This is a genomic window from Mycobacterium mantenii, from assembly GCF_001667865.1.
Classification (GTDB): domain Bacteria; phylum Actinomycetota; class Actinomycetes; order Mycobacteriales; family Mycobacteriaceae; genus Mycobacterium; species Mycobacterium mantenii_A.
On sequence record NZ_LZJP01000013.1, the window covers coordinates 1 to 22,929 of the forward strand.

General features: G+C 66.5%; 20 protein-coding genes and 1 riboswitch. Of the genes, 11 read left to right on the forward strand and 9 right to left on the reverse strand.

Translation table 11 applies throughout. The annotated features are described in order from the left end of the window. Positions 1-3,774 (forward strand): amino acid adenylation domain-containing protein (locus A5688_RS02020; protein ID WP_120312443.1); only part of this gene is annotated, 3,774 nt, incomplete at its 5' end. A 36-nt stretch (positions 3,775-3,810) separates the two neighbouring features. Here the strand turns inward: A5688_RS02020 and A5688_RS02025 are convergent. Further along, positions 3,811-5,085 (reverse strand): hypothetical protein, encoded by a 1,275-nt coding sequence (locus A5688_RS02025; RefSeq protein ID WP_131812168.1) that lies wholly within the window; start codon positions 5,083-5,085, stop codon positions 3,811-3,813. A gap of 332 nt (positions 5,086-5,417) precedes the next feature. On the opposite strand from A5688_RS02025, the gene A5688_RS02030 reads away from it, so the two are divergent. Together A5688_RS02030 and A5688_RS02035 are read left to right on the forward strand one after the other, a co-directional pair. After that, the gene (locus tag A5688_RS02030; protein ID WP_067835610.1) at positions 5,418-5,831 is read left to right on the forward strand and encodes a Zn-ribbon domain-containing OB-fold protein; all 414 of its coding nucleotides are present in this window, start codon (positions 5,418-5,420) and stop codon (positions 5,829-5,831) included. A gap of 76 nt (positions 5,832-5,907) precedes the next feature. Further along, complete coding sequence (locus A5688_RS02035) at positions 5,908-7,053, forward strand: thiolase family protein (RefSeq protein WP_067835598.1); 1,146 nt, start codon at positions 5,908-5,910, stop codon at positions 7,051-7,053. A gap of 44 nt (positions 7,054-7,097) precedes the next feature. Here the strand turns inward: A5688_RS02035 and A5688_RS02040 are convergent, their stop codons facing one another. Next, entirely contained in the window at positions 7,098-8,282 is a 1,185-nt protein-coding gene (locus A5688_RS02040; protein ID WP_067914567.1) for an FAD-binding domain, read from the reverse strand. A gap of 136 nt (positions 8,283-8,418) precedes the next feature. Between A5688_RS02040 and A5688_RS02045 the strand changes: the two genes are divergently transcribed. After that, positions 8,419-8,913, forward strand: coding sequence for an STAS/SEC14 domain-containing protein (locus A5688_RS02045; protein ID WP_067835612.1), 495 nt, complete (start codon positions 8,419-8,421; stop codon positions 8,911-8,913). 56 nt (positions 8,914-8,969) lie between these two features. Here the strand turns inward: A5688_RS02045 and A5688_RS02050 are convergent, their stop codons facing one another. From A5688_RS02050 to A5688_RS02060, 3 genes are all read right to left on the reverse strand, one after another. After that, a complete protein-coding gene (locus A5688_RS02050; protein WP_067835615.1) occupies positions 8,970-10,619 on the reverse strand; it encodes a DNA repair helicase XPB in 1,650 nt (549 codons plus the stop codon). Between the two features lie 49 nt (positions 10,620-10,668). Continuing rightward, positions 10,669-12,927: a helicase-associated domain-containing protein gene (locus tag A5688_RS02055; protein WP_067914569.1), complete on the reverse strand. Its 2,259-nt coding sequence runs from the start codon at positions 12,925-12,927 to the stop codon at positions 10,669-10,671. Between the two features lie 75 nt (positions 12,928-13,002). After that, complete coding sequence (locus A5688_RS02060) at positions 13,003-14,214, reverse strand: PAS domain-containing protein (protein WP_067914571.1); 1,212 nt, start codon at positions 14,212-14,214, stop codon at positions 13,003-13,005. 156 nt (positions 14,215-14,370) lie between these two features. On the opposite strand from A5688_RS02060, the gene A5688_RS02065 reads away from it, so the two are divergent. The 4 genes from A5688_RS02065 to A5688_RS02080 are packed head-to-tail and all read left to right on the forward strand — an operon-like array spanning position 14,371 to position 16,011. After that, entirely contained in the window at positions 14,371-14,571 is a 201-nt protein-coding gene (locus A5688_RS02065; protein ID WP_174320979.1) for a hypothetical protein, read from the forward strand. A gap of 8 nt (positions 14,572-14,579) precedes the next feature. After that, positions 14,580-15,110 carry a cyclic pyranopterin monophosphate synthase MoaC gene (gene moaC, locus A5688_RS02070; RefSeq protein ID WP_067914573.1) on the forward strand — a complete coding sequence of 177 codons (531 nt, stop codon included), beginning with the start codon at positions 14,580-14,582 and terminating at the stop codon, positions 15,108-15,110. Continuing rightward, positions 15,107-15,589, forward strand: coding sequence for a MogA/MoaB family molybdenum cofactor biosynthesis protein (locus A5688_RS02075; protein ID WP_067835617.1), 483 nt, complete (start codon positions 15,107-15,109; stop codon positions 15,587-15,589). The genes moaC and A5688_RS02075 overlap by 4 nt, the downstream gene beginning before the upstream one ends. Then, the gene (locus A5688_RS02080) at positions 15,586-16,011 is read left to right on the forward strand and encodes a molybdenum cofactor biosynthesis protein MoaE (RefSeq protein ID WP_067835608.1); all 426 of its coding nucleotides are present in this window, start codon (positions 15,586-15,588) and stop codon (positions 16,009-16,011) included. Before A5688_RS02075 ends, A5688_RS02080 begins: the two co-directional genes overlap by 4 nt. Before the next feature lie 92 nt (positions 16,012-16,103). Here A5688_RS02080 and A5688_RS02085 read toward each other — a convergent pair whose 3' ends face one another. From A5688_RS02085 to A5688_RS02100, 4 genes are all read right to left on the reverse strand, one after another. Next, positions 16,104-16,976, reverse strand: coding sequence for a transglycosylase family protein (locus A5688_RS02085; RefSeq protein ID WP_067914575.1), 873 nt, complete (start codon positions 16,974-16,976; stop codon positions 16,104-16,106). An 11-nt stretch (positions 16,977-16,987) separates the two neighbouring features. Beyond that, a riboswitch (cyclic di-AMP (ydaO/yuaA leader) is annotated at positions 16,988-17,174 on the reverse strand. A 235-nt stretch (positions 17,175-17,409) separates the two neighbouring features. Beyond that, positions 17,410-17,688, reverse strand: coding sequence for a MoaD/ThiS family protein (locus A5688_RS02090; protein WP_067835205.1), 279 nt, complete (start codon positions 17,686-17,688; stop codon positions 17,410-17,412). Positions 17,689-17,692: 4 nt separating this feature from the next. After that, positions 17,693-18,787 carry a GTP 3',8-cyclase MoaA gene (gene moaA, locus A5688_RS02095; protein ID WP_067835207.1) on the reverse strand — a complete coding sequence of 365 codons (1,095 nt, stop codon included), beginning with the start codon at positions 18,785-18,787 and terminating at the stop codon, positions 17,693-17,695. Further along, positions 18,784-19,191, reverse strand: a complete 408-nt coding sequence (locus A5688_RS02100) for a YccF domain-containing protein (RefSeq protein ID WP_067835209.1) — start codon at positions 19,189-19,191, stop codon at positions 18,784-18,786. Before A5688_RS02100 ends, moaA begins: the two co-directional genes overlap by 4 nt. A 165-nt stretch (positions 19,192-19,356) precedes the next feature. On the opposite strand from A5688_RS02100, the gene A5688_RS02105 reads away from it, so the two are divergent. From A5688_RS02105 to A5688_RS02115, 3 genes are all read left to right on the forward strand, one after another. Beyond that, positions 19,357-19,764, forward strand: coding sequence for a cold-shock protein (locus A5688_RS02105; RefSeq protein WP_067835211.1), 408 nt, complete (start codon positions 19,357-19,359; stop codon positions 19,762-19,764). 127 nt (positions 19,765-19,891) lie between these two features. Further along, positions 19,892-21,844 (forward strand): acyl-CoA dehydrogenase family protein, encoded by a 1,953-nt coding sequence (locus A5688_RS02110; protein WP_067914577.1) that lies wholly within the window; start codon positions 19,892-19,894, stop codon positions 21,842-21,844. Between the two features lie 57 nt (positions 21,845-21,901). Continuing rightward, a complete protein-coding gene (locus A5688_RS02115; RefSeq protein ID WP_067914579.1) occupies positions 21,902-22,906 on the forward strand; it encodes a glutathione S-transferase family protein in 1,005 nt (334 codons plus the stop codon). The last annotated feature ends 23 nt before the right edge of the window (positions 22,907-22,929 follow it).

A 22,929-nucleotide genomic window follows, 5' to 3' on the forward strand; every position in this document is an offset into this window, starting at 1 on the left:
CAGCGGGTGGCACGGGTGGCCCGGGAGCACAACGCGACCAGTTTCATGGTGATCCAGGCCGGCCTGGCGGTGTTGCTGTCTAAGCTCAGTGCCAGTTGCGATGTGGCGGTGGGGTTCCCGATCGCGGGACGCGGTGATCCGGCGCTCGATGAGCTGGTGGGGTTTTTCGTCAACACGCTGGTGTTGCGGGTCGATTTGGCCGGTGATCCCAGCATGGCCGAGGTGTTGGGTCAGGTGCGCCGGCGCAGCCTGGCCGCCTACGAGCACCAGGATGTGCCTTTTGAGGTGCTGGTGGAGCGGCTCAATCCGACGCGGTCGTTGACCCATCATCCGCTGGTGCAGGTGTTGTTGGCTTGGCAGAACAACGACACCCCAGAACTGGACTTGGGTGATGTGCACGTCACACCGTTGCCGACTGATACCCATACCGCCCGAATGGATTTGGCGTTCTCCCTGACCGAGCAATGGGCCCCAGAGGGTGCACCGGCGGGGATCGGCGGGACGGTGGAATTCCGCACCGACGTGTTCGACCCGGCCAGCATCCACACACTCATCGAGCGGTTCGAGCGGGTACTGCACGCAATGACCGCCGACACCACCCGGCGGCTGTCGTCGATCGATCTGCTCGGCGCATCCGAGCACGCCCGCCTCAACGAGTGGGGCAACCGGACGGTGTTGACCCAGCCCGCACCCGCACGGGTATCGATCCCGGAATTGTTCGCCGACCAAGTGGCGCGCTCACCCGAGGCGATCGCGGTCACCTTCCAGGGTCACTCGTGGAGCTACCACGAGCTCGATGAGTCCTCAAACCGGTTGGCGCACTTGCTGTGCGACTATGGCGCCGCCCCGGGACAATGCGTGGCCCTGCTATTCCCGCGATGCCCGCAGGCCATCGTGGCGATGCTGGCCGTGCTCAAAACCGGGGCCGCCTACCTGCCGATCGACTCAGCCCTGCCCGATGCCCGGATCGATTTCATGCTCACCGACGCCGCGCCGATCGCCGCCATCACCACCACCGATCTGGCCCAGCGGCTCGACAGCTGGGATGTGCCGGTGGTGGATGCCGACGATGGCGCCCTCGAGGCTCAGCCCCGTACCGCCCTCGCGGTGCCGGCGGCGGAGAACATCGCCTACATCATCTACACGTCGGGCACCACGGGAGTCCCGAAAGGTGTTGCCATTCCTCACTACAACGTCGCCTGGCTGATCGAGTCACTGGACCAAGCACTGCCGCCGGGGCGCGTGTGGACGCAGTGTCATTCCTCCGCCTTCGACTTCTCGGTCTGGGAGATCTGGGGTGCGCTGCTGCAGGGCCGGCGGTTGGTGGTGGTGCCGGAGCCGGTGGCCGCCTCGCCGGAGGACTTCCGCGCGTTGCTGGCCGCAGAAAAGGTCAGCGTGTTGACCCAGACCCCGTCGTCGGTGGCGATGCTGCCGGCGGAGGGGTTGGAGTCGGTTGCGTTGGTGGTGGCCGGGGAGGCCTGCCCGACTGAGGTGGTGGAGCGGTGGGCGGCGCCGGGTCGGGTGATGGTCGATGCCTACGGACCGACGGAAACTACGGTATGTGCCTCGATCAGTACGCCCCTGGTCCCGGGATCAGCGGTGCCGATCGGTTCGCCGATGCCGGGTGCCGCAATATTCTTGCTGGACAAGTGGTTACAGCCGGTGCCGTCCGGCGTAGTCGGAGAATTGTATTTGGCCGGTCGTGGCGTGTCTGTAGGGTACGTGCGTCGGGCCGGGTTGACGGCGTCGCGATTTGTGGCCTGTCCGTTCGGCGGGTTGGGAACACGGATGTATCGCACCGGCGACCTGGGTCGGTGGGGTGCTGACGGGCAGGTGCAATACGTTGGGCGGGCCGATAAGCAGGTCAAGATTCGCGGTTACCGCATCGAACTCGGCGAGGTGCAGGCGGCATTGCTTGCGCTGCAGGGGATCGACCAGGCGGTGGTGATCGCCCGCGAAGACAGGCCCGGCGACAAACGGCTGGTGGGCTACATCACCGGGACCGCTGACTCCGCCGAGATCCGGGCTCAGCTGATCGAACGGCTCCCGTCCTACATGATCCCGACCGCGGTAATGGTGCTTCAGACACTGCCGCTGACACCCAACGGCAAACTCGACACCCGCGCCCTACCGGCACCCGAATACCAGGATGCCAACCGCTACCGCGCCCCGGCCGGTCCTCTCGAGGAAACCCTGGCCGGCATCTACGCCCAGGTACTCGGGCTCGAGCGCGTCGGGGTCGACGACTCCTTCTTCGATCTCGGTGGCGACTCGCTGTCGGCGATGCGCCTGATCGCCGCCATCAACACCAGCCTGGATGCGGACCTGGCGGTGTCAACCGTGTTCCGCGCGCCGTCGGTGTCAAGCCTGAGTCAGCAGTTGGAGAGCGATGGCGGCTCGATGGGAGCAACCCCGCTGACCGGGCCCAGCTTTGCGTCCGTGCACGGCCGCAACGCCTTTGAGGTCTACGCGGGCGACCTCACGTTGGACAAGTTCATCGACGCCGCAACCCTGAACGGCGCCCCGGCGCTGCCCGGACCGAGCGCCGAGGTGCGGACGGTCTTGCTGACCGGGTCGACCGGATTCCTTGGGCGCTACCTGGCCCTGCAGTGGCTCGAGCGCATGGAATCGGTCGGTGGCACCCTGGTCTGCCTGGTGCGAGCCCAGTCCAACGAAGATGCGCGGCGGCGTCTGGAAAAGACGTTCGACAGTGGCGACCCGAAGCTACTACGCCACTTCCAGGATTTGGCCGCCGATCATCTGCAGGTCATTGCCGGCGACAAAAGCGAGGCGAACCTGGGCGTGGACGAGCAGACCTGGCAGCGGCTGGCCGCCACCGTCGATCTGATCGTCGATCCCGCGGCGGTGGTCAGCAGCGTTCTGCCCTACGCCGAGCTGTTCGGGCCCAACGTGGTGGGGACCGCCGAACTGATCCGGTGCGCTCTCACCACGAAGCTCAAGCCGTACATCTACGTGTCGACGGCCAACGTGGGCGACCAGATTGAGCCGTCGGCGTTCACCGAGGATGCGGACATCCGCGTCATCAGTCCCGCGCGAATCAACAACGGCGGCAACGTCAACGGCTACGGAACAAGCAAATGGGCCGGCGAGGTGTTGCTGCGCGAGGCCAACGACCTGTGCGGGCTGCCGGTCACAGTGTTCCGTTGCGGCATGATCCTGGCCGGCACCACTTATGCGGGTCAGCTGAACGTGTCGGACATATTCACTCGGATGGTGCTGGGCCTGGTAGCCACCGGCATAGCGCCGGCTTCGTTCTACCCCGTTGGCGCCCAAGGTAATCGGCGACGGGAACACTTTGACGGGTTGCCCGTCGAATTCGTTGCCGAGGCGATCACCACGCTGGGTAATGGGGCAATCGATGGGTTCGAGACCTATCACGTGATGAATCCGCATGACGACGGCATTGGAGTCGACGAGTACGTCGACTGGTTGATCGAGGCCGGTTACCCGATCGAACGCATCGATGACTTCGGGGAGTGGTTAGAGCGGTTTGAGACCGCCCTGCGTGCCCTGCCGGAGCGGCAGCGTCAGCATTCGCCGCTGTCGGCGTTGCCGTCGCGAAACTCCAATCATTCGATCGATTTTCAGCCGGCAAGGCCGGTGCGCGGCTTCCTCGCCTCGGCCGACCGATTCCGTGCCGCGGTGCAAGAGGCGAAAGTAGGCCCTGATAAGGACAGCCCAGACATCCCGCACGTCTCGGCACCGATCATCATCAAATATGTGACCGACCTGCAGCGGCTCGGATTGCTTTAGGCCGCTTGAGGAACGTTCGCAAACGGCTATTTCGCGTCACGAATCAAGCTTCGCCAGAGCGGCATCGGCAATGGCGAACACTTCATCGGTGTCATAGAGGTCCCTGGCGAACGTGACATTGCCGGTCAGGCGGCCGTGCAACCTGAATACGGTGAAAAGAACCGTTTGGGATTTGGTGGTGCCGGTGCCGGACTCGACTTGAGCGCAGATTGCCGGAGATTTGATGCTACCGATGTTTGTCACGGCGCAGGAAACGTCCTGAAACGGTCCGCGGTGCAGGACAGGAAGCGACGCAGCACGGGCGCCGGTTTTCAAAAGTTTCTGCTGGTTCGCGGACAAGAAACCGATGACCCGGGTGAGCCAGTAATCGATTCCCCAGCGAAACCAGCGAAATTGCCGGGCCACCTGCGAATGCAGTGGCGCTCCCCGGCGCAATTGCACCGACAGGCTGCCGGTGAAATTGCCGGGTACGGTATGTGGCAAACCGGGTGCATAGCGGGCGAGATCGGTGGGGACGGCGATACAGACGCGCGATTTCTCGGGGTGGGCGGAAAGCATTGCTTCGCCGACCGCGAGGCAAACGTATTGGTGCAGCGAGAGACCGAGGGCGTGGGCCTTGTCCAGGATCCGAGTCGTCTCCTGCTCAGAGAATCGATAGGTGCGGGACGCGTAGCCCTTATCGTGGGGAATCGGCGTCTTGCCATGGGTGAGGTCGACTGTTTTGCGGGCTTGCTTCAGACCCGCCCTGGCGAGAAAGCTGAGGAAATAAAACGGCAACAGAGCCAGTCCGACTAAAGGGGCGGTGGAGCGGAAGCGGCCCGCCGGATGGTCCACTTTCTGGTCGACAGCGGCGCATTCACCATCGGTGGCAGCGAGCCAATATTCAATCCATTGCAGGGCGCCGCGACCGCTGGTGAACGCGTGGCTCATCTGGAAGCAGACTTCCCTGTCGCCGACCCGCGAGATCTGAATGGGTAGCGGGGGCCGCAGCGCATGAGCGGGCAAAAGTAATTCCTCGAAGGAGAATGGCTGTGAGAAGTGTGCGCGCTGTTGGTCGAGGGCGGCGGTGAGCTCCGCAGAATCGATGGATTCCCACGAATAGGAATTGCCAACAGGTTTGAGGGCTACTTGTAAGGCAGGGTTTCGGCGCACCAGAGATTCGTACGAAGCCCACAAGCGATCGGGATCGTAGCCTTCGCGAAATGTGACCACGAATGCGATGTCTTCGCCACGCAGTACCGGCTCCAGTGCGTGGATGAGCAAGCTGCCAACACGGCCTACGTCCATATCGCTCTCCAGGTTGATCGGCAAGCGCGCACGATGGCTTTTAAGCGTACCGGCTCATCAGGCCCAGTTGAGAACTCTTGGTATACCCCAAAATATGGGCCCGGCGGCCCGCCCCGCGTCGTGAATACCTGATTGCTACGGCTTCCGAACGGATGGTGTTCCACGACCGGGGCCAACCACCCAGTGGCTCAGCCGGCCGCGGAATCGCCGTCGGTGAACCGATGCTTGCGCGCGGGCGCGCCCCCAGGCTCCCGGTCGCTTCCGAGAATGCGGTTTCCACTTTTCGGAAACCTGTTATACGGTTCAGTGAGCAATATTCTGTTGGCGGATTGTGCACGATCCTGGAGGATCCCTCGATGCAGAAGGCACTTGCCCCCGAGATCTCTACCTGGCCCGATGAGAGCCCGCAGCTGATCGGCAGCCGATGCGGCAGCTGTGATGCCACCACCTTCCCGGTGCAGCAGTGGTGCCCGCGGTGCAGCGCCGGCGAGATGTCCGACGTGCTGTTGCCCCGCCGCGGGACGCTGGTGGCGTGGACCACCCAGGGCTTCCCGCCCGGAGCCCCCTATGCCGGCCCGACCGGCAAGGACTTCGTGCCGTTCGGTGTCGGGTTGGTCCAGCTCGGTGACGTCATCCGCGTCGAGGGCCGGCTGACCGAGAACGACCCGGCCAAATTGCAGTTCGGGCAGGAAGTCGAGCTCACCATGGTGCCGCTCACCACCGACGCCGAGGGCGCCGAAATCATCACCTTCGCGTTCCAGCCGGTCTAGGCGGACTCATGGCGATCACGAGGGCGGCGCAGCCGGGCGAAGCGGGTCGCCGCCATCTATCCAGGGAGGATTTGAGATGACCAACGACGTCGCCATCATCGGCGTGGGCCTCCACCCGTTCGGCAGGTTCGAGAAGACCGCGATGCAGATGGGCGCCGAGGCCATCCAAAGCGCGCTCACCGATGCCGGTCTGCAGTGGAAAGACATCCAGTTCGGCTTCGGCGGCAGCCACGAAGTGTCCAACCCCGACGCGGTGACGCGCCTGGTCGGGTTGACCGGCATCACGTTCACCAACGTGTTCAACGCCTGCGCCACCGCGGCCAGCGCGATCCAGCAGACCGCCGACACCATCCGGCTGGGCAAGTACGACATCGGCATCGCCATCGGTTTGGACAAGCACCCGCGCGGCGCGTTCACCGATGACCCCGCCAAGCTGGCGCTGCCCCAGTGGTACGCGCAGAACGGCCAGTTCGTCACCACCAAGTTCTTCGGGATGAAGGCCAACAAGTACCTGCACGACCACAACATCTCGCAGGAGACGCTGGCGCGAGTGGCCAACAAGAACTTCCGCAATGGCGCGCTGAACCCGAATGCGTTCCGGCGCAAGGAGATCTCCGTCGAGGAGATCCTCAACTCGAACGTGCTCAACTACCCGCTGACGCAATACATGTTCTGCGCGCCCGACGAAGGCGCCGCGGCCGTCATCATGTGCCGCGCCGACATCGCGCACAAGTACACCGACAAGCCGGTCTATGTGCGCGCCTGCGAGATACGCACCCGCACGTTCGGCGCATACGAGGTGCATGCCACGTTCGCCCCGTTGGACGAGGACGTTTCTCCGACGGTATACGCGTCCAAGGCGGCCTACGAAGCCGCAGGCATCGGCCCAGAGGATGTGGACGTCGCCCAGCTGCAGGACACCGACGCCGGCAACGAAGTGATCCACATGGCCGAGACCGGTCTGTGCGCCGACGGCGAGCAGGAGAAGCTGCTGGCCGACGGCGCCACCGAGATCCACGGCTCGATGCCGGTCAACACCGACGGCGGGCTGATCGCCAACGGCGAGCCGATTGGCGCGTCGGGGCTGCGGCAGATGCACGAACTGGTGCGGCAGTTGCGCGGCGAGGCGGGGGAGCGTCAGGTACCCGGCAACCCGCGCGTCGGCCTGGCCCAGGTGTACGGCGCGCCCGGCACCGCATCGGCGACCATTTTGTCACTCTGAATCGCCCGATTCGCAACGCTTCTCAGGTCAAGCGGTCGGCCCGGCTATGCGGCATAGTCGGGTAATGCGATGTCGTCGCGGAATTCGCTGCGGACGGCCCAATCGGCCAGCCGCGGAATGTTCAGCAGTTTCGACGCCTGGTTGCGGGTCCACACGCCCAGCGCCGTCTTCGGCGCGAACATCGTGGCGAATGCCCGCGCCGACCGCTGCCTGGCCTCAACGATCGGACGCAGCCGCCGCTCATAGCGACGAAACGCATCCTGGTGATTGGCTGCTGCGCGATTGAGTTCGCCGGCCAGTATGTAGGCCTGCACCATCGCGAGACCCGTTCCCTCACCGGCCAGCAGCGAGACCGCGGCCGCGGCGTCACCGATGAGCGCTACACGTCCCTTCGACCAGCGGTCCATGACGATTTGGCTGACGCGATCGAAGTACAGATCGGAGGTCTCGTCGAGTTTGCGCAAGATCTCCGGACATTCCCAGCCCACGTTGCCGAAAGCCTCACGCAGGGTCGTCTTGGCCTGTGGCACATCCTGTGGATCGGGGCCGCTCATGTGATCAGAGGTGAAAACAAAAAGGAACATCGTTTTATCGCCGCGCATCGTGAATCGTGCGACCATGCGGCCGGGCATGGTGTGCGCGAGGTAGACGAGTTCATCACGCGGTTGATAGCCCTCGGCCTCGAACGCCGCGACTCGGTAGCCGAGGTCGACCTCGTATTGGGGTTGCGGGCCGAATACCAAATCCCGCACAGGCGAATGGATACCACCTGCGCCAACGAGCAGGTCGAATTGCCGTGACCCGCCGCGATCGAGGGTCACGTGCACCCCCGAGTCGTGTTGTTCGATGGCCGAAACGCTTTCATCGAACAGAGTTTCGGCATGGTTGTCGATGGAGCGATAGACCATGGCCGCCAAATCACCGCGGGGGACAGTCACGAACCGGCCATCGACGTTGCGCCGGAACGCTTCAGCCGAAAAGCCGCCTACCTTGCGCGAATTCCGGTCCACGATTCGCACCTCCTGGACCGCGTATCCGGCGGCGTGCAATTCGGCGGTAAGACCCATACGTTCGGCAACGGCATACCCGCCGCCCCAAAAGTCCACTGCGTAGCCGCCGGTGCGAAGATGCGCCGCCCTCTCGATCAGGGTGGGCTCGTGGCCATGGCGCCAGAGCCAATACGCAAGTGTTGGACCGGCGATGCCAGCACCGACAATGGCGATCTTCATAGGCGTACCTCCGCGGCGAGCACGGTCCGGACTATCATAGCACTATGCAATAGTTGCGCTGGGCTATTATTCTAGACGTTGGAGTGGCCTGGGCGAGCGCGTCGATTTGCCCGTCGACGACGGAGAGGAGACCGCGGTGCTGAAGGAACTTCTGGGTATGCCCGCCGGCATGCAAGGACTGGAGGCCGTCGGAACAGTGACCGCAGCAGATTACGAGCGGGTCTTCGCGCCGATGATCGAAAATGCAGGGCGCGCAGGGGCTCGGATGCGGCTGCTGTACGCGTTCGGACCGGAATTCCAGCGCATCACGGCGGGAGCGCTGTTGGCGGACGCGCGACTCGGGTCGGCCTATCTGCGCCTGCTAGACGGCTGTGCCGTCGTGAGTGATATCCGCTGGATTCGGGCACCAAGCCGCGCCATCGGTACCTGGATGCCATGCCCGCTTCGGGTGTACGGCAACGATGAACGCGATGACGCCGTCGCATGGCTAGCCTCGCTATCGGAAGGCGCTAACGTGTCCGTCCGCGATATGGCCAAGGCCTACATCGGTGGAGTCGGTGCTGGTCTCGTCAGCCTCGGTCGGTTCGTCGTTTCGAAGGATGCCAAGAAGCGCAATAGCATTCGTTGCTGACGGGGGTGTCGACGATATCGCGGCCGCTGGGCTGAGCGGCGGCCCTGAGCCCCAGGCTAAATCGCCGGGCCCAGAAGATCGTCCGCGTCGCGGATGATGTAGCCGTAGCCCTGCTCGGCCAGGAAGCGCTGCCGGTGCGCGGCGTACTCGGCGTCCAGGCTGTCGCGCGCCACCACGGAATAGAAGATGGCGCCGCCACCGTCGGACTTGGGCCGCAGCAGCCGGCCCAGCCGTTGCGCCTCCTCCTGGCGTGATCCGAACGTTCCCGAGACCTGCACTGCCACAGAGGCTTCCGGCAAATCGATGGAGAAGTTGGCGACCTTGGACACCACCAGGGTGGACAGCTCGCCGCGGCGGAAGGCGTCGAAGAGTTCCTCGCGTTCCTTGGTCCGGGTGGATCCCTGGATCACCGGGGCATTCAGCTCGGCACCGAGTTCGTCGAGCTGATCGAGATAGGCGCCGATCACCAGGGTCTGTTCGCCGGGATGCTTCGCCAGGATTGATTTGACCACAGCGATTTTGGTGTGCACCGTCGAGCACAGCTTGTAGCGCTCGTCGGGTTCGGCGGTGGCGTAGATCATCCGCTCGTTGTCGGTCATGGTGACCCGCACCTCGACACACTCGGCGGGCGCGATCCACCCCTGCGCCTCGATGTCCTTCCACGGCGCGTCATAGCGTTTCGGGCCGATCAGGGAGAACACGTCGCCCTCGCGGCCGTCCTCGCGGACCAGCGTGGCGGTCAGGCCCAGGCGCCGCTTGGACTGCAGGTCGGCGGTCATCCGGAACACCGGCGCCGGCAGCAGGTGGACCTCGTCGTAGATGATCAGTCCCCAGTCGCGGCTGTCGAAGAGCTCCAGGTGCCGGTACTCGCCCTTGGTGCGGCGGGTGATCATCTGGTAGGTCGAGATGGTGACCGGCCGGATCTCCTTGCGTTCGCCGGAGTATTCGCCGATCTCGTCCTCGGTGAGCGACGTGCGGGCGATCAGCTCGCGTTTCCATTGCCGCGCCGCGACGATATTCGTGACCAGAATCAGCGTTGTTGCACCGGCTTTCGCCATCGCGGCCGCCCCAACCAGCGTCTTACCGGCGCCGCACGGAAGCACCACCACGCCCGACCCGCCGGACCAGAACGAGTCGGTGGCCATCTGCTGATAGTCGCGCAGGTGCCAGCCGTCCTGGGCCAGGCTGATCGGATGCGCCTCGCCATCGACATAGCCCGCGAGATCCTCGGCGGGCCAACCGATCTTGAGCAGCATCTGCTTGACGCGGCCGCGCTCGCTGGGGTGGACGATGACGGTGTCGTCGTCGATCCGGGCGCCGAGCATCGGGGCAATCTTCTTGTTGCGCAACACCTCTTCGAGCACCGCGCGATCCAGGCTCACCAGTGTCAGCCCGTGCGCGGGGTTCTTCACCAACTGCAGGCGGCCGTAGCGGGCCATGGTGTCGACGATGTCGACCAGCAGCGGTTGGGGCACGGCGTAGCGCGAGAAGCTGACCAGCGCGTCGACCACCTGTTCAGCGTCATGACCGGCGGCGCGCGCGTTCCACAGCGCCAACGGGGTGATGCGGTAGGTGTGCACGTGTTCGGGCGCGCGTTCCAGCTCGGCGAACGGCGCGATGGCGGCGCGCGCCGCGCCGGCCTGCTCGTGGTCCACCTCGAGCAGCACCGTCTTGTCGGACTGCACGATCAACGGTCCGTCAGTCAATGGCGCCACTCCTCCTGAGCTGTGTTCGTCTCGGCGGGCATGCCAACCATTATCGGGCGGTGGCCGACACGACCGACGTGATGCGGTGGACGGCGAAGTCCCGCAGCCGTCCGGACGCGGAGTCGAAGGCCACCAGCTGGCCACCCTTGATGGTGATGGGCGACACCACCCGCTGGGTGGCCACGCCCGCCGCATCCAGATAACCGATCACCAGGGTGTCTTGTTCCTTGGCCGCGCGCTGCAACAGCGTCATGGTGACCGCCGGATCGACGCGGATATTGCCGAACGGGGCGGCGGTCACCTTGCGCAGCACCGCCACCACCGCGTTGAGGCTCTCGCTGTTGGGACGCCGGACCGGGCGATACGGCCGGCGCTGCTGCGGTGTGGCCACCCGGGCGCCGCGCGGACGGACGTCGACGATGGCGCCCGAGGAATCCTCGGCCGCCGGAGCGAAGCCCGCGGCCCGCAACGCGACGAGCACCTCGCCGATCGGCGCCGGCGACACCGCGACCGTCGGCGCCAGGGCCCGCAACTGCACCTCTTCCGTCGCCGGTGCGGCCACTGCCTGGGCCAGCAGCGCCGGGTCCTCGCAGCGCACGAACGACGTGGCCATGCCGATTCGCAGCTGCCCATGCCGTCGCGCAACATCGTCGATGAGGTAGGTAAGCCCTTGAGGCACCGGCGTTTTGGAATGCTTGGCAAACAGGGAATGCATCCAGTCGCGGGTCTTGCCGACATCGAGTGCATGCCGGATCGACTGCTCGCTGACCCGGTACACCATCGCGGTGCCGGCCGATTCGACGGTGGCCACGACGGCCAGCTGCTCGGCCAGGTCGCGTTCCAGCGGCCCGGGCACGACCACGGTCAGGTCCGCCTGTACCAGGAAATGGTCGACCGGTTGGGGCAACGACCGGTTCATCGCCTCGATCGCGACCTGCGGATCGCCGTCGTCGTCCAGCAGCGCGCGGCCGGGCGTGCTGATCGCGCCGCGGCCCACCAGGCCCAGGGCGTTGCTCTCGGCGAGCAGATCACCGACGGGCCCGGGCTGCAATCGCTTGGACCACCGCGGACGCCGCCAGATCAGCGCGGCCGAGGCTTCCGCCGCGTTGACGCCGGCACCCGGGGGCAACTCGGCCAGCATGCCGAGCAACAGCCGGCGGTCCAGCGGGGCGGCCGTGGAGTACAGGCCGTCGGTGAGGGCCCCGTAGGGCTTGGCGTCGGGGCCGCGACTGCCGATCAGCGCCGGCCGGCCGGGCAGGTCGAGCCAGCTGCTCGCCAACAGCTGCCAGCGCTCCGCGGCCGACATCGCGGCGTACCGGTCGGTGGCGTTCGTCGGCGCCCAATACGGTGCCTCGCCGGTGACCGGCTCGGGATCGGGCATGCCGCTGGCGATCAGTCCGGCCGCCGCCGCGACTTCGAGGATCAACCCCAGCCGCGGCTCTTCGATGCCGGTCACCTTGCTCAGCCGCTTGACGTCGCGAATGCCCAGGCCGCCGCTGCGCAGCTCGGAAACCGGTGCGGTGGAAAGGGTTTCGAGCAGGACATCGACCTCGCGCAGCAAGTCGATGACGGCCCCGGCGGCCGCGGCGTCGGCGTCGCCGGGCGTGGTGGTCGACACCACCGGGTCGGGCGCGGTCAGCCGCATGGGGCCGGGCTGCTCGCCGCGCAGCACCTGCCCGACGTGGCGGGGCAGGATCACCGTCTCGGCGTCGATGCGCCGCAGCAGGCCCAGGGCCAGCAGCTGGGGCACCGGCCGGTCGGCGGGGGCGCCGGGCGCCGCGTCGCGGGTGCGGCCCATCGGGGAGCCCTCGAGAAGTTTCTGTAGAACGTCGAGCTGCGCCTGGTCGAGGTCGTCGATCAGGGCGGCGATCTGCTCGGCGCTGCGGGAGGAATCCTCGAGCATGACCTGGCCCGGATGCCACGGCATTCCCGTCCCGGCGTCGGCGGCCACCCGCAGCGCGGCCTCTCCCCAGACCAGGGCGCGTTGCCGGAGGTCGTCGACCGCGTCCACAACGCCGGTTTCGGGGGCGCGGTCGCCGATCAGCGCCAGCAGCTTGGCGGTCGGCACCGGCTCGGCGTCGGCCTGTAGCACCAGCAGCGCGTCGAGTACGGCCAGCCGCAGGAAGTCGAGGTCGTCGGTGCCGGCCTTGATCGACTGGCGGGCCTGGGCGCGCGCGGCCAGCGCGGCGATGCTGCCGGGTGGGGGCTGGGCGAGGTCCGGCCGCAATTCCAACAGTCGGATCAGCCGCTCATCGGACAACTCGGCCAGCCACGACCCCAGCGGGATATCCGGGGTGTTCTCGGTCATTGCTGACCAGCGTAAAGCAGGTTGCGGGCGCCCAGCAGACGCTCTGGTCGCCGGAATCGTTCGGTTGAACGGCGCCTAGCGGTGAGGGTGGCCGCTCCAGCGTCGGATCGCCTCTGCGGCGAAGTGGCGCACCGGGACGTTCGTACGACCAGCATGGCGGCGCAACTCATTCACGGCGTCGTCCAGGGAAATGTCGAGTCGGGAGCTGAGCATCCCGGCGGCGATGGTCACGTTGAGGTAGGGGTCGTCGATGCCTAGTTGCGATTCGATATGCACTCCGTCCGCGAGCAGAGCCGATACAGCCAGATCGGCCGCGATCGCGGTGTCAATCCACTCGGCGTCGTCGGGAGCTTGCCCGCGCTGGCTGCGGTAGACGGTGAACGTTCCCGCCGTGTCGCTGCTAAGCGGCATCGGGAATGCCGACACTCCGACGATGCCGAGGTCGAGGGCGGCCGTGGCGTAGCCAGGCCAGAGGGCACGGTCGCTCGCTATGTCGGCGACGTGCACCGGAACACCGCTGAGCAGCGCCGCATGTAGGGGGCCTTCCCCCAGCACGGCGCCCAATTCTTCCATCTTGCTTGCGCGCGCATCGCTGGCGGTCAGGAGTGCGAGCTGCCCAGGCGCGTTCCGCACCGAAATGGCAGCACCAACGACGGTGTCGAATGCTTCCACGGCGAGCGCGCATAACGACGCCGACCACCCGCGCCGGGACTTTTCGCCGGTGCGCGCCGCGAGCAGCCGCCAGAGCCGGCGACGTCGTTGGCTTGACGCCGTACGGCCGGCCGGCCCGCGCGAGGTGCCTACCGCGATCAGCGCATCAGTCAACCGCGAGTTCTCCTCCAGCAGGAGATCGTGAACACTCCGATAGCGCAATGCCGTCACGGCAAGGGCGCGGACCTCGGTAGTCTCGTCGATCCCATCGCCTATCAGTTCGGTGAGGTCTTCGACGTGGTGCAGCAATCCCACCGCGCGGCCCTCGTCGTCGGTGATCGGAGAGTTGACCGGACTCCATATCTTGGGGATGAACTCGGCGCTGCCGCTGGGCACGACGTCGTAACGCTGGATCGGCATCTGGTGCGCCGCCGCGTCCCGCAGGACCCGGCTCAGCGACGCCTGCAGGTTGTGCACACCGGTGGCCGCAGCGTCGGCGGGATTATCTGGGAAAGCGTCGAACATGTGCGCGCCGATGAGTTCGTCTCGCTCGCGACTCGTCGCCCGCAGGTAGGCGTCGTTGACGGCCCGGATGTTGAGTTTCGCATCCAGGAGCAGGTAAGGAGCAGCCGTCACGGCAAAAACCGGACTGTTCGCGGCTGCGTCTAGCACAACTGGCACGGTCGTTTCAGCGTAACTCGGCGGTGGTCAACTGTCGCATTACGTTTCAAGGCGCCCATACTTGAGGCCTTGCCGCCGCATACCCTCGGGCCACCTGTCAGAATGGACCTCGTGGCTGACACTGCTGAGGGCAAAGCACGCAAGACCAAGTACGTCGACAACGGGTGGCCGACGACGGACCCCGACGACCATGCGGTCAGTGAGCTCGTGACCGATCGCACGGGTGCGCTGTCGCCCTTCGGCGAGCTGGTGTTCCCGCTGCCCTCCACCGATCTGCCCTATCTGCACCCGGTCACCGTCGTCAATCGGTAGGCCGCCGGATGGCCAGGGCCTCTGACGCCTCGAAAGCCCCGGCGACCTGGGCGTCGGGAGATTCCGGCTCGGGCGCCCTGTCACACCTGGACGACCACGGGGCGGCGCACATGGTCGACGTCAGCGAGAAGGTGGCCACCAAGCGCACCGCGGTCGCCGCGGGTGTCCTGCGCACGTCGGCGCAGGTGGTGGCGCTGATCTCGACTGGCGGCCTGCCCAAGGGCGACGCGCTGGCCACCGCGCGGGTGTCCGGCATTCAGGCCGCGAAGCGCACCAGCGACCTCATCCCGCTGTGTCATCAGCTCGCACTTACGGGGGTCGACATCGACTTCACCTTGGGCGAGTCTGAGATCGAGATCATCGCAACGGTGCGAAGCACCGACCGCACGGGGGTGGAGATGGAAGCGTTGACGGCGGTCAGCGTCGCGGGGCTGACGCTCTACGACATGATCAAGGCGGTAGACCCGGCGGCACGGATCGACGACATTCGAGTGCTGCGCAAGGAAGGCGGCAAAACCGGAAAGTGGGCACGCCCATGAGCTCCCGTTCAGCCCGCGTCATCATCGCCTCGACTCGTGCGTCGTCAGGTGTGTACGACGACCGATGCGGTCCCATCATCGCCGAATGGCTTGCAGAGCGGGGCTTTTCGGCCGTGCAGCCCGAGGTGGTCGCCGATGGGCCGCCGGTCGGCGAGGCGCTGCGCACGGCGATCGACGCCGACGTCGACGTGATCATCACCTCCGGTGGCACCGGCATCTCGCCCAGCGACAGCACGCCGGACCAGACCGTGGCCGTCGTCGATTACCTGATTCCGGGGCTGGCGGAGGCGATCCGCCAGTCGGGCCTGCCGAAGGTGCCCACGTCGGTGCTGTCGCGGGGGGTGTGCGGGGTGGCCGGTCAGACCCTGATCGTCAACCTGCCGGGTTCGCCCGGCGGGGTACGCGACGGTCTTGGAGTGCTCGCCGACGTGCTGGACCACGCGCTCGATCAACTCGCCGGTAAAGATCACCAGCGATGACGCTCGTCCTGCGCGCAGCGATGACCGAGCACCCGATTTCGCTGGCTGAACATGAGGAGTTGGTGGGCCATCAGTCGGCCGGGGCCGTCGTCGGCTTCGTCGGAATGATCCGCGACCACGACGGCGGACGCCGGGTGGTGCGGCTGGAATACTCCGCGCACCCTTCGGCCGACCAGGTCATCGCCGAGGTGGTGGCCGACGTGGCCGAGCAATCCAGCGGCGTGCGCGCCGTCGCCGCCAGCCACCGGATCGGCGCGCTGCGCATCGGGGAGGCGGCGTTGGTGGCGGCGGTCGCGGCCGATCATCGGCAGGCCGCGTTCGCCACCTGCGCGCACCTGGTGGACACCATCAAGGCCCGGCTACCGGTGTGGAAGCACCAATTCTTCGCCGACGGCACCGAGGAGTGGGTGGGCTCGGCCTGACGCCCTAGGCGCGGTCGGCCGCCGGAATGGTCCGCCGTGCCCGACACGCCCCGAACAGGAGGGTTTCGGGGCGTGCGGGGAGTGTGGCGGTGTCAGGCGCTGGGCGACGGCTGCGCCAGAGCGTCCAGCGCGTCGTTCCCCTGAACGTCCTGCGCCCGGATCGCGTCCCACAGTTGCTGCGTGTAGCCGGCGTCGGCGACATGCTGCGGCATGCCGGCCGGTACGAAACCGTGGAAGTCGGTGTCCACCGCGGGCGGTGCGTCGGCCGGGGGTACGGGCGGCATCGCGTCGGCCGGCGGCGGGGCGTCGGCCGGGGGTACGGGCGGCATCGCGTCGGCCGGCGGCGGCGCGTCGGCCGGGGGTGCGGGCGGCAGGTCCCCGGGAGGCGCGGGCGGAACCGCGTCCGCCGGGGGAGCGGGCGGCAGGTCCGCCGGCGGCGGAGGAGCGTCCGGCGGCGCGGGCCGGTCAAACGAGGCCAATTGCACCGGCGCGGGCGGCGGGGCGTCCGGCGGGGGCGCGTCCGCGGGCGGGGCCAGCGGCGCCGGGGCGCCGTTGATTCCGGGCGCGTCCAGCCCGGCCGGCGCGGGCACGTCACGCTGGGTGGGACCCGACAACGGGCCGCCGCACACGGGCCACGCGCCGCGGCCCTGAGTGGCGAGCACCCGCTCGGCGACGGCGATCTGCTGTTCCCGGGTGGCGAGTTCGGCCGACGGGGCATACTGGCCGCCGCCGTGCGAGGCCCAAGTGCTTGCGCTGAACTGCACGCCGCCGTGGTAGCCGTTGCCGGTGTTGATGCCCCAATTGCCGCCGGATTCGCAATGGGCTACCTGATCCCATTCGCCGTCGGTGGCCGCGGCCGCTTGGCCGGCAAGGGCGATGCTGCCGCCGCCAAGAACCGCGCCGGTGACGGCGATCTTGGCGACGCTGATGTTCGAACTGCTGGGCTTACGGTGACGTCCACTCATACGCGCCGACTTATTCCTCTCGTCACGCGCCTGCGAGGTCAGCTGTCGGGTTCGGGTTGGAGAGGCCACCCGGCCGGCGTGGTCTGCAAAGCGAGACGACGCCGGCTTCACCCCTAGGAGCCGCGAGCGGCCCCAGTTCGATCACGGTGGACCGGTGGGTCCCCCGTCTCCATCCATGTAGTTCGGTGGCCCCCGCCTATTGGATGGAGCTCGGCGCGATAGGGAGGGGAGGTCCGCCAATCGGGATGGCTGGCGAGCCTTCGGAGACGGTAACGGTTTCTGTTGGTCGCGTCACGTTCTGCGAAACCCGGCGTTTCCCTCTCGGCCATCCGCGAAAACCGCAGGAACACAATGTGTTTGCGCAGGTCATGAGGGGCGATATCGGAGCGTGATCGCGCCGTTATCGTTCCGTTACGTGATGTATTTCACAGTTTCAGCCGCCAGAAAAGGGCGGCAGAACATCGATCGTGTCACCGGATTGCAACGCCGCGGTCTCGTCGCGGACGGCGATCCCGTCGCGCAGGTACGAGCATCGGGTCAACACGGTGGCCAGGCGAGACCCCCGATCGGCGAGCCGGTCGACCAGCTCGGCAACCGTCGTGCCGGGGCGCAGCACCACCGTCTCCGAGTCCACGCCGGCGGCCGCGCGGGCGGCCGCGAAAAAGCGCACCGTCACGTGGATTCCGTTTGCTTGGACAGGGGCCTGTCCCATGGGGCTAGCCACCGATCGCGCTCATCGGGCGGTCGGGCTGGATGAAGTTCGGGTCGTTGATGCCGTGACCGGCGGGCTTGCCCCACATCGCGATGCGCCACGCCGACTCGATCGCGTCGTCGGGTGCACCGCCGCGCAGCAGTCCCCGCAGGTCGGTCTCCTCTTCGGCGAACAGGCAGCTGCGAATCTGGCCGTCGGCCGTCAACCGGGTGCGGTCGCACGCCGCGCAGAAAGCGTGCGAGACCGAGGCGATGACGCCGAACTTTCCGCTCGGTGTGCCCGGGCCGGTGTCGACCAGCCAGAGCTCGGCGGGTGCCGATCCGCGCGGCGCCGGGTCGGGCCGCAGCCGAAAGTGTGGGCGTAGCGCTGCCAGGACGTCGTCGGCGCTCAGCGCCGCATCGCGGCGCCATTGGTGCCCGGCATCCAGCGGCATCTGCTCAATGACCCGCAATTGGTAGCCGTGCTCGAGGCAGAATCGCAGCAGCTCAACCACGTCCTCGCGGCCGGTGGCCGGGTCGAGCACGGCGTTCACCTTCACCGGCCGCAGGCCGGCACCCTTGGCGGCGGCCAGGCCGGCGAGCACATCGTCGAGCCGGTCGCGCCGGGTGATGGCGGCGAAATGCTGCCGGTCCACGCTGTCCAGCGAGATGTTGACCCGGTCCAGGCCCGCCCGAACCAGCCCGGCGGCGCGCCGCGCCAGCCCGATGCCATTGGTGGTCAGCGAGATCTCGGGGCGGGGCTGCAGCGCGGCGGCCGCGGCGACCACCTCCTCGAGGTGGCGCGCCAGCAGGGGTTCGCCGCCGGTGAACCGCACGCTGGTGACCCCCAGCCGGGTGACGGCGATATGCATCAGCCTCGCCAGCTCGGCGGCACTGAGCAGCTGCTCACCGGGCAGCCAGTTCAGGCCCTCCGCCGGCATGCAGTAGTTGCAGCGCAGGTTGCAGCGGTCGGTCAGCGAGACCCGCAGATCGGTGGCGACCCGCCCGTAGGTGTCCACCAGCGGACCGGCGGACGGCGCGTCCGTCGGGACGGCACGGTCACCGGCCGGGCCGTCGGCACGGCTCGGCACCGTCGGGACACCCAACGCCGTCAGCGTCATGCGGCCACCGGCGGCAGGTAGTGGGGCGGCGAGCTGACCGGCACGATCTCCTTGCCCAACGGCATCAATGACACCGGAATCAGCTTGAGGTTGGCCAGCGCCAGCGGAATGCCGACGATCGTGAGCGCCATCGCCGCCGCGCTGACCAGATGGCCGATCGCCAGCCACACGCCGAACAGCACCACCCAGATGATGTTCCCGATCAGGGCGCCGGACCCCGCGGTCGGCTTGTCCACGATGGTGCGGCCGAACGGCCACAGGGCGTACAAGGCGATGCGCAGCGCCGCGAAGCCAAACGGGATGGTGATGATCAGCACGAAGCTGATGAGCGCCGCAGCCAGGTATCCGACGGCCATCCACAGGCCGCCGAAGACTAGCCAGATGACGTTCAGGATCAGGCGCATATCTCCTCCGCAGGTATTACCAAGCGTACCGAGTACCCGATAACGGGGGTGCTCGTTACCCGGGCATCCGAGTAGGATCAGACTCCTAATACGGCGTCCTGCGCAGGCGGGACGCTTATTGCGTTGCCTATTTCAATTGATCCGCTAGACAAGCAGGTGAGACCAGTGCCGACGGGCAAGGTTAAGTGGTACGACGCTGAGAAGGGCTTCGGCTTCCTGTCGCAAGAGGACGGTGAAGACGTCTACGTCCGCTCGTCGGCGTTGCCCGCGGGGGTCGAGGGCCTCAAGGCGGGCCAGCGTGTGGAGTTCGGCATCGCCTCCGGACGGCGCGGACCGCAAGCGTTGAGCCTCAAGCTGATTGAGCCGCCGCCCAGCCTGACCAAGACTCGTCGCGAGGCGCCCGCCGAACACAAGCACAACCCCGACGAGCTGCACGGCATGGTCGAGGACATGATCACGTTGCTGGAAAGCACCGTGCAGCCCGAGTTGCGCAAGGGTCGCTACCCGGACCGCAAGACCGCCCGTCGGGTTTCCGAGGTGGTCAAGGCCGTGGCCCGGGAGCTCGACGCCTAACCGGCCGGTGACTCAGAACCGACTGCGCCAAAAGCTACTGGGTGGTAACTTCGACATCCGTAGGTGTGGTGTTCGGGTCAGTAGTGGTTAGCCACACGTCGTGTGAGTCGTTAGCAAGGAGGCTGCGATGTCACAGCAAGCGCAGGTCACCGAGGAGCAGGCGAGAGCGCTCGCCGAGGAATCTCGCGAAAGTGGTTGGGACAAACCATCCTTCGCCAAGGAGTTATTCCTTGGTCGTTTTCCGTTAGAGCTGATACACCCATTCCCCAAACCGTCTGACGCCGACGAGGAGCGCACCCGCGCGTTTCTCGACAAGGTGCGGCAATTTCTGGACACTGTCGACGGCAGTGTCATCGAGCGCGACGCGCAGATTCCCGATGAGTACGTGAAGGGCATGGCCGAATTGGGTTGTTTCGGCATGAAAATTCCGTCCGAATACGGCGGGCTGGGCATGTCCCAAGTTGCCTACAACCGCGCGCTGATGATGATTTCGAGCGTTCATCCCAGTCTCGGCGCACTGCTATCGGCCCATCAGTCGATCGGAGTACCCGAACCGCTCAAGCTCGCCGGCACCCCGGGACAGAAGCGGAAGTTCTTGCCGCGGTGTGCTGCTGGGGCTGTATCGGCGTTCTTGCTTACCGAACCGGATGTGGGCTCAGACCCGGCGCGCTTGGCCTCGACGGCCACACCCGTCGAAGAGGGGAAGGCTTACGAACTCGAGGGTGTGAAATTGTGGACCACCAACGGCGTGGTCGCCGAACTGCTGGTGGTCATGGCCCGGGTGCCCAAGAGCGATGGGCACCGGGGTGGAATCAGCGCATTCGTGGTCGAGGCCGATTCGCCGGGGATCACCGTGGAGCGGCGTAACAAGTTCATGGGGCTGCGCGGCATTGAGAACGGAGTGACCAGGCTGCACCGGGTTCGGGTGCCCAGCGAAAATTTGATCGGCCGCGAAGGTGACGGGCTCAAGATCGCGTTGACCACACTCAACGCCGGACGGCTGTCGCTGCCTGCAACCGCGACAGGTGCGTCTAAGTGGGCGCTGAAGATCGCCCGCGAATGGTCTGGTGAGCGTGTGCAGTGGGGCAAGCCGCTGGCCAAGCATGAAGCAGTGGCCGGCAAAATCTCGTTCATCGCCGCGACCAATTACGCGCTTGATGCGGTGCTCGAGCTGTCTTCGCAGATGGCCGACGAGGGACGCAACGACATCCGCATCGAGGCGGCGTTGGCCAAATTGTGGGCTAGCGAGATGGCCTGCACCATCGGCGATGAGGTTTTGCAGATCCGGGGTGGGCGGGGCTATGAGACCGCGGAGTCATTGGCCGCGCGAGGTGAGCGCGCGGTGCCCGTCGAGCAGGTGGTGCGGGACCTGCGGATCAACCGCATCTTCGAAGGATCCAGTGAGATCATGAGGCTGCTCATCGCACGCGAGGCGGTCGATGCACACCTCGCAGCGGCCGGCGATCTGGCCAAACCCGACGCCGGTTTGCGGCAGAAGGCCGCCGCGGCGGTCGGTGCGAGCGGGTTCTACGCGAAGTGGTTGCCACAGCTGGTCTTTGGCGAAGGTCAGCGACCGAAGGCCTACAACGAGTTCGGCCCGCTGGCGACGCACCTCCGGTTCGTCGAACGCTCCTCCCGCAAGCTGGCCCGTAACACCTTTTACGGGATGGCGCGTTGGCAGGCCAAACTGGAGCAACGGCAGGGATTCCTCGGGCGCATCGTCGATATCGGTGCCGAACTGTTCGCGATGTCCGCGGCGTGCGTGCGCGCCGAGGGCCAGCGTGTCGCCGATCCCACCGTCGGTCAACAGGCGTACGAGCTGGCCGAGACGTTCTGCCAGCAGGCGACCCTCCGCGTCGAAGCGTTGTTCCATGCGTTGTGGGCCAACACCGACGGCAGCGATGTTCAGCTGACCCATAACGTCCTGGAGGGCCGCTACGCCTGGCTGGAGGATGGGATCGTCGACCAGTCAGAAGGCACCGGACCTTGGATCGCGCACTGGGAGCCCGGCGAGTCCACCGAAACCAACCTGGCCCGGCGATTTTTGACGGTGTCTGCGCCGTCGGAGGCGAACCTGTAGCTCCGCGTTCGATTCTCCGGGTTCGTCGACAGCCGTCGCGGGGGCAGAATTGTCGTCATGGCTACCTACGTTGCTCCGGCAGGCGAATTCACCCGCGACACCAACTACATCACCACCCGCATCACTGCCGACGGGCGTGACGGCTACCCGGTGGAGCCCGGCCGGTATCGGCTGGTCGTCGCGCGGGCGTGCCCGTGGGCGAACCGCGCCATCATCGTGCGCCGCTTGTTGGGCCTGGAAAGCGTTCTCTCCATTGGCTTTTGCGGTCCCACCCACGACGAGCGCAGTTGGACGTTCGACCTCGATCCGGGCGGTGTCGACCCGGTATTGAAGATTCCACGGCTGCAGGACGCCTACTTCAAGCGCTTTCCCGACTATCCCAAAGGCATCACGGTCCCGGCGATCGTCGATGTTCCAACCGGGGCGGTGGTCACCAATGACTTCGCGCAGATGACGCTGGATCTCTCGACGGAGTGGTCGGCCTACCACCGCGACGGAGCGCCCGATTTGTACCCGGAGCACCTGCGCGCGGAAATCGATGAGGTGAGCAAGAGGGTCTACACCGAAATCAACAACGGTGTGTACCGGTGCGGGTTCGCCGGCTCACAGCAGGCCTACGAAGCGGCCTACGACCGGTTGTTCACCGCGTTGGATTGGGTGAGCGAACGGCTGAGCAATCAGCGATTCCTGGTGGGCGACACCATCACCGAGGCCGACGTGCGGTTGTTCACCACCCTGGCCCGCTTCGACCCGGTCTATCACGGGCACTTCAAATGCAATCGCAGCAAGTTGAGTGAGATGCCGGTGCTGTGGGCCTACGCGCGCGACCTGTTCCAGACACCGGGCTTCGGTGACACCGTCGACTTCGTCCAGATCAAGCAGCACTACTACATCGTGCACGCCGACATCAATCCCACTCGGATCGTGCCCAAAGGCCCCGACCTGGCCGGCTGGCTATCCCCGCACGGGCGAGAAAGCCTGGGAGGCAAGCCCTTTGGTACTGGAACGCCGCCCGGGCCACCGGTCGAGGGTGAACGCGTACCCGCCGGCCACTCGGCTTGAGCCACACCGGCGAGCCGCGCGGC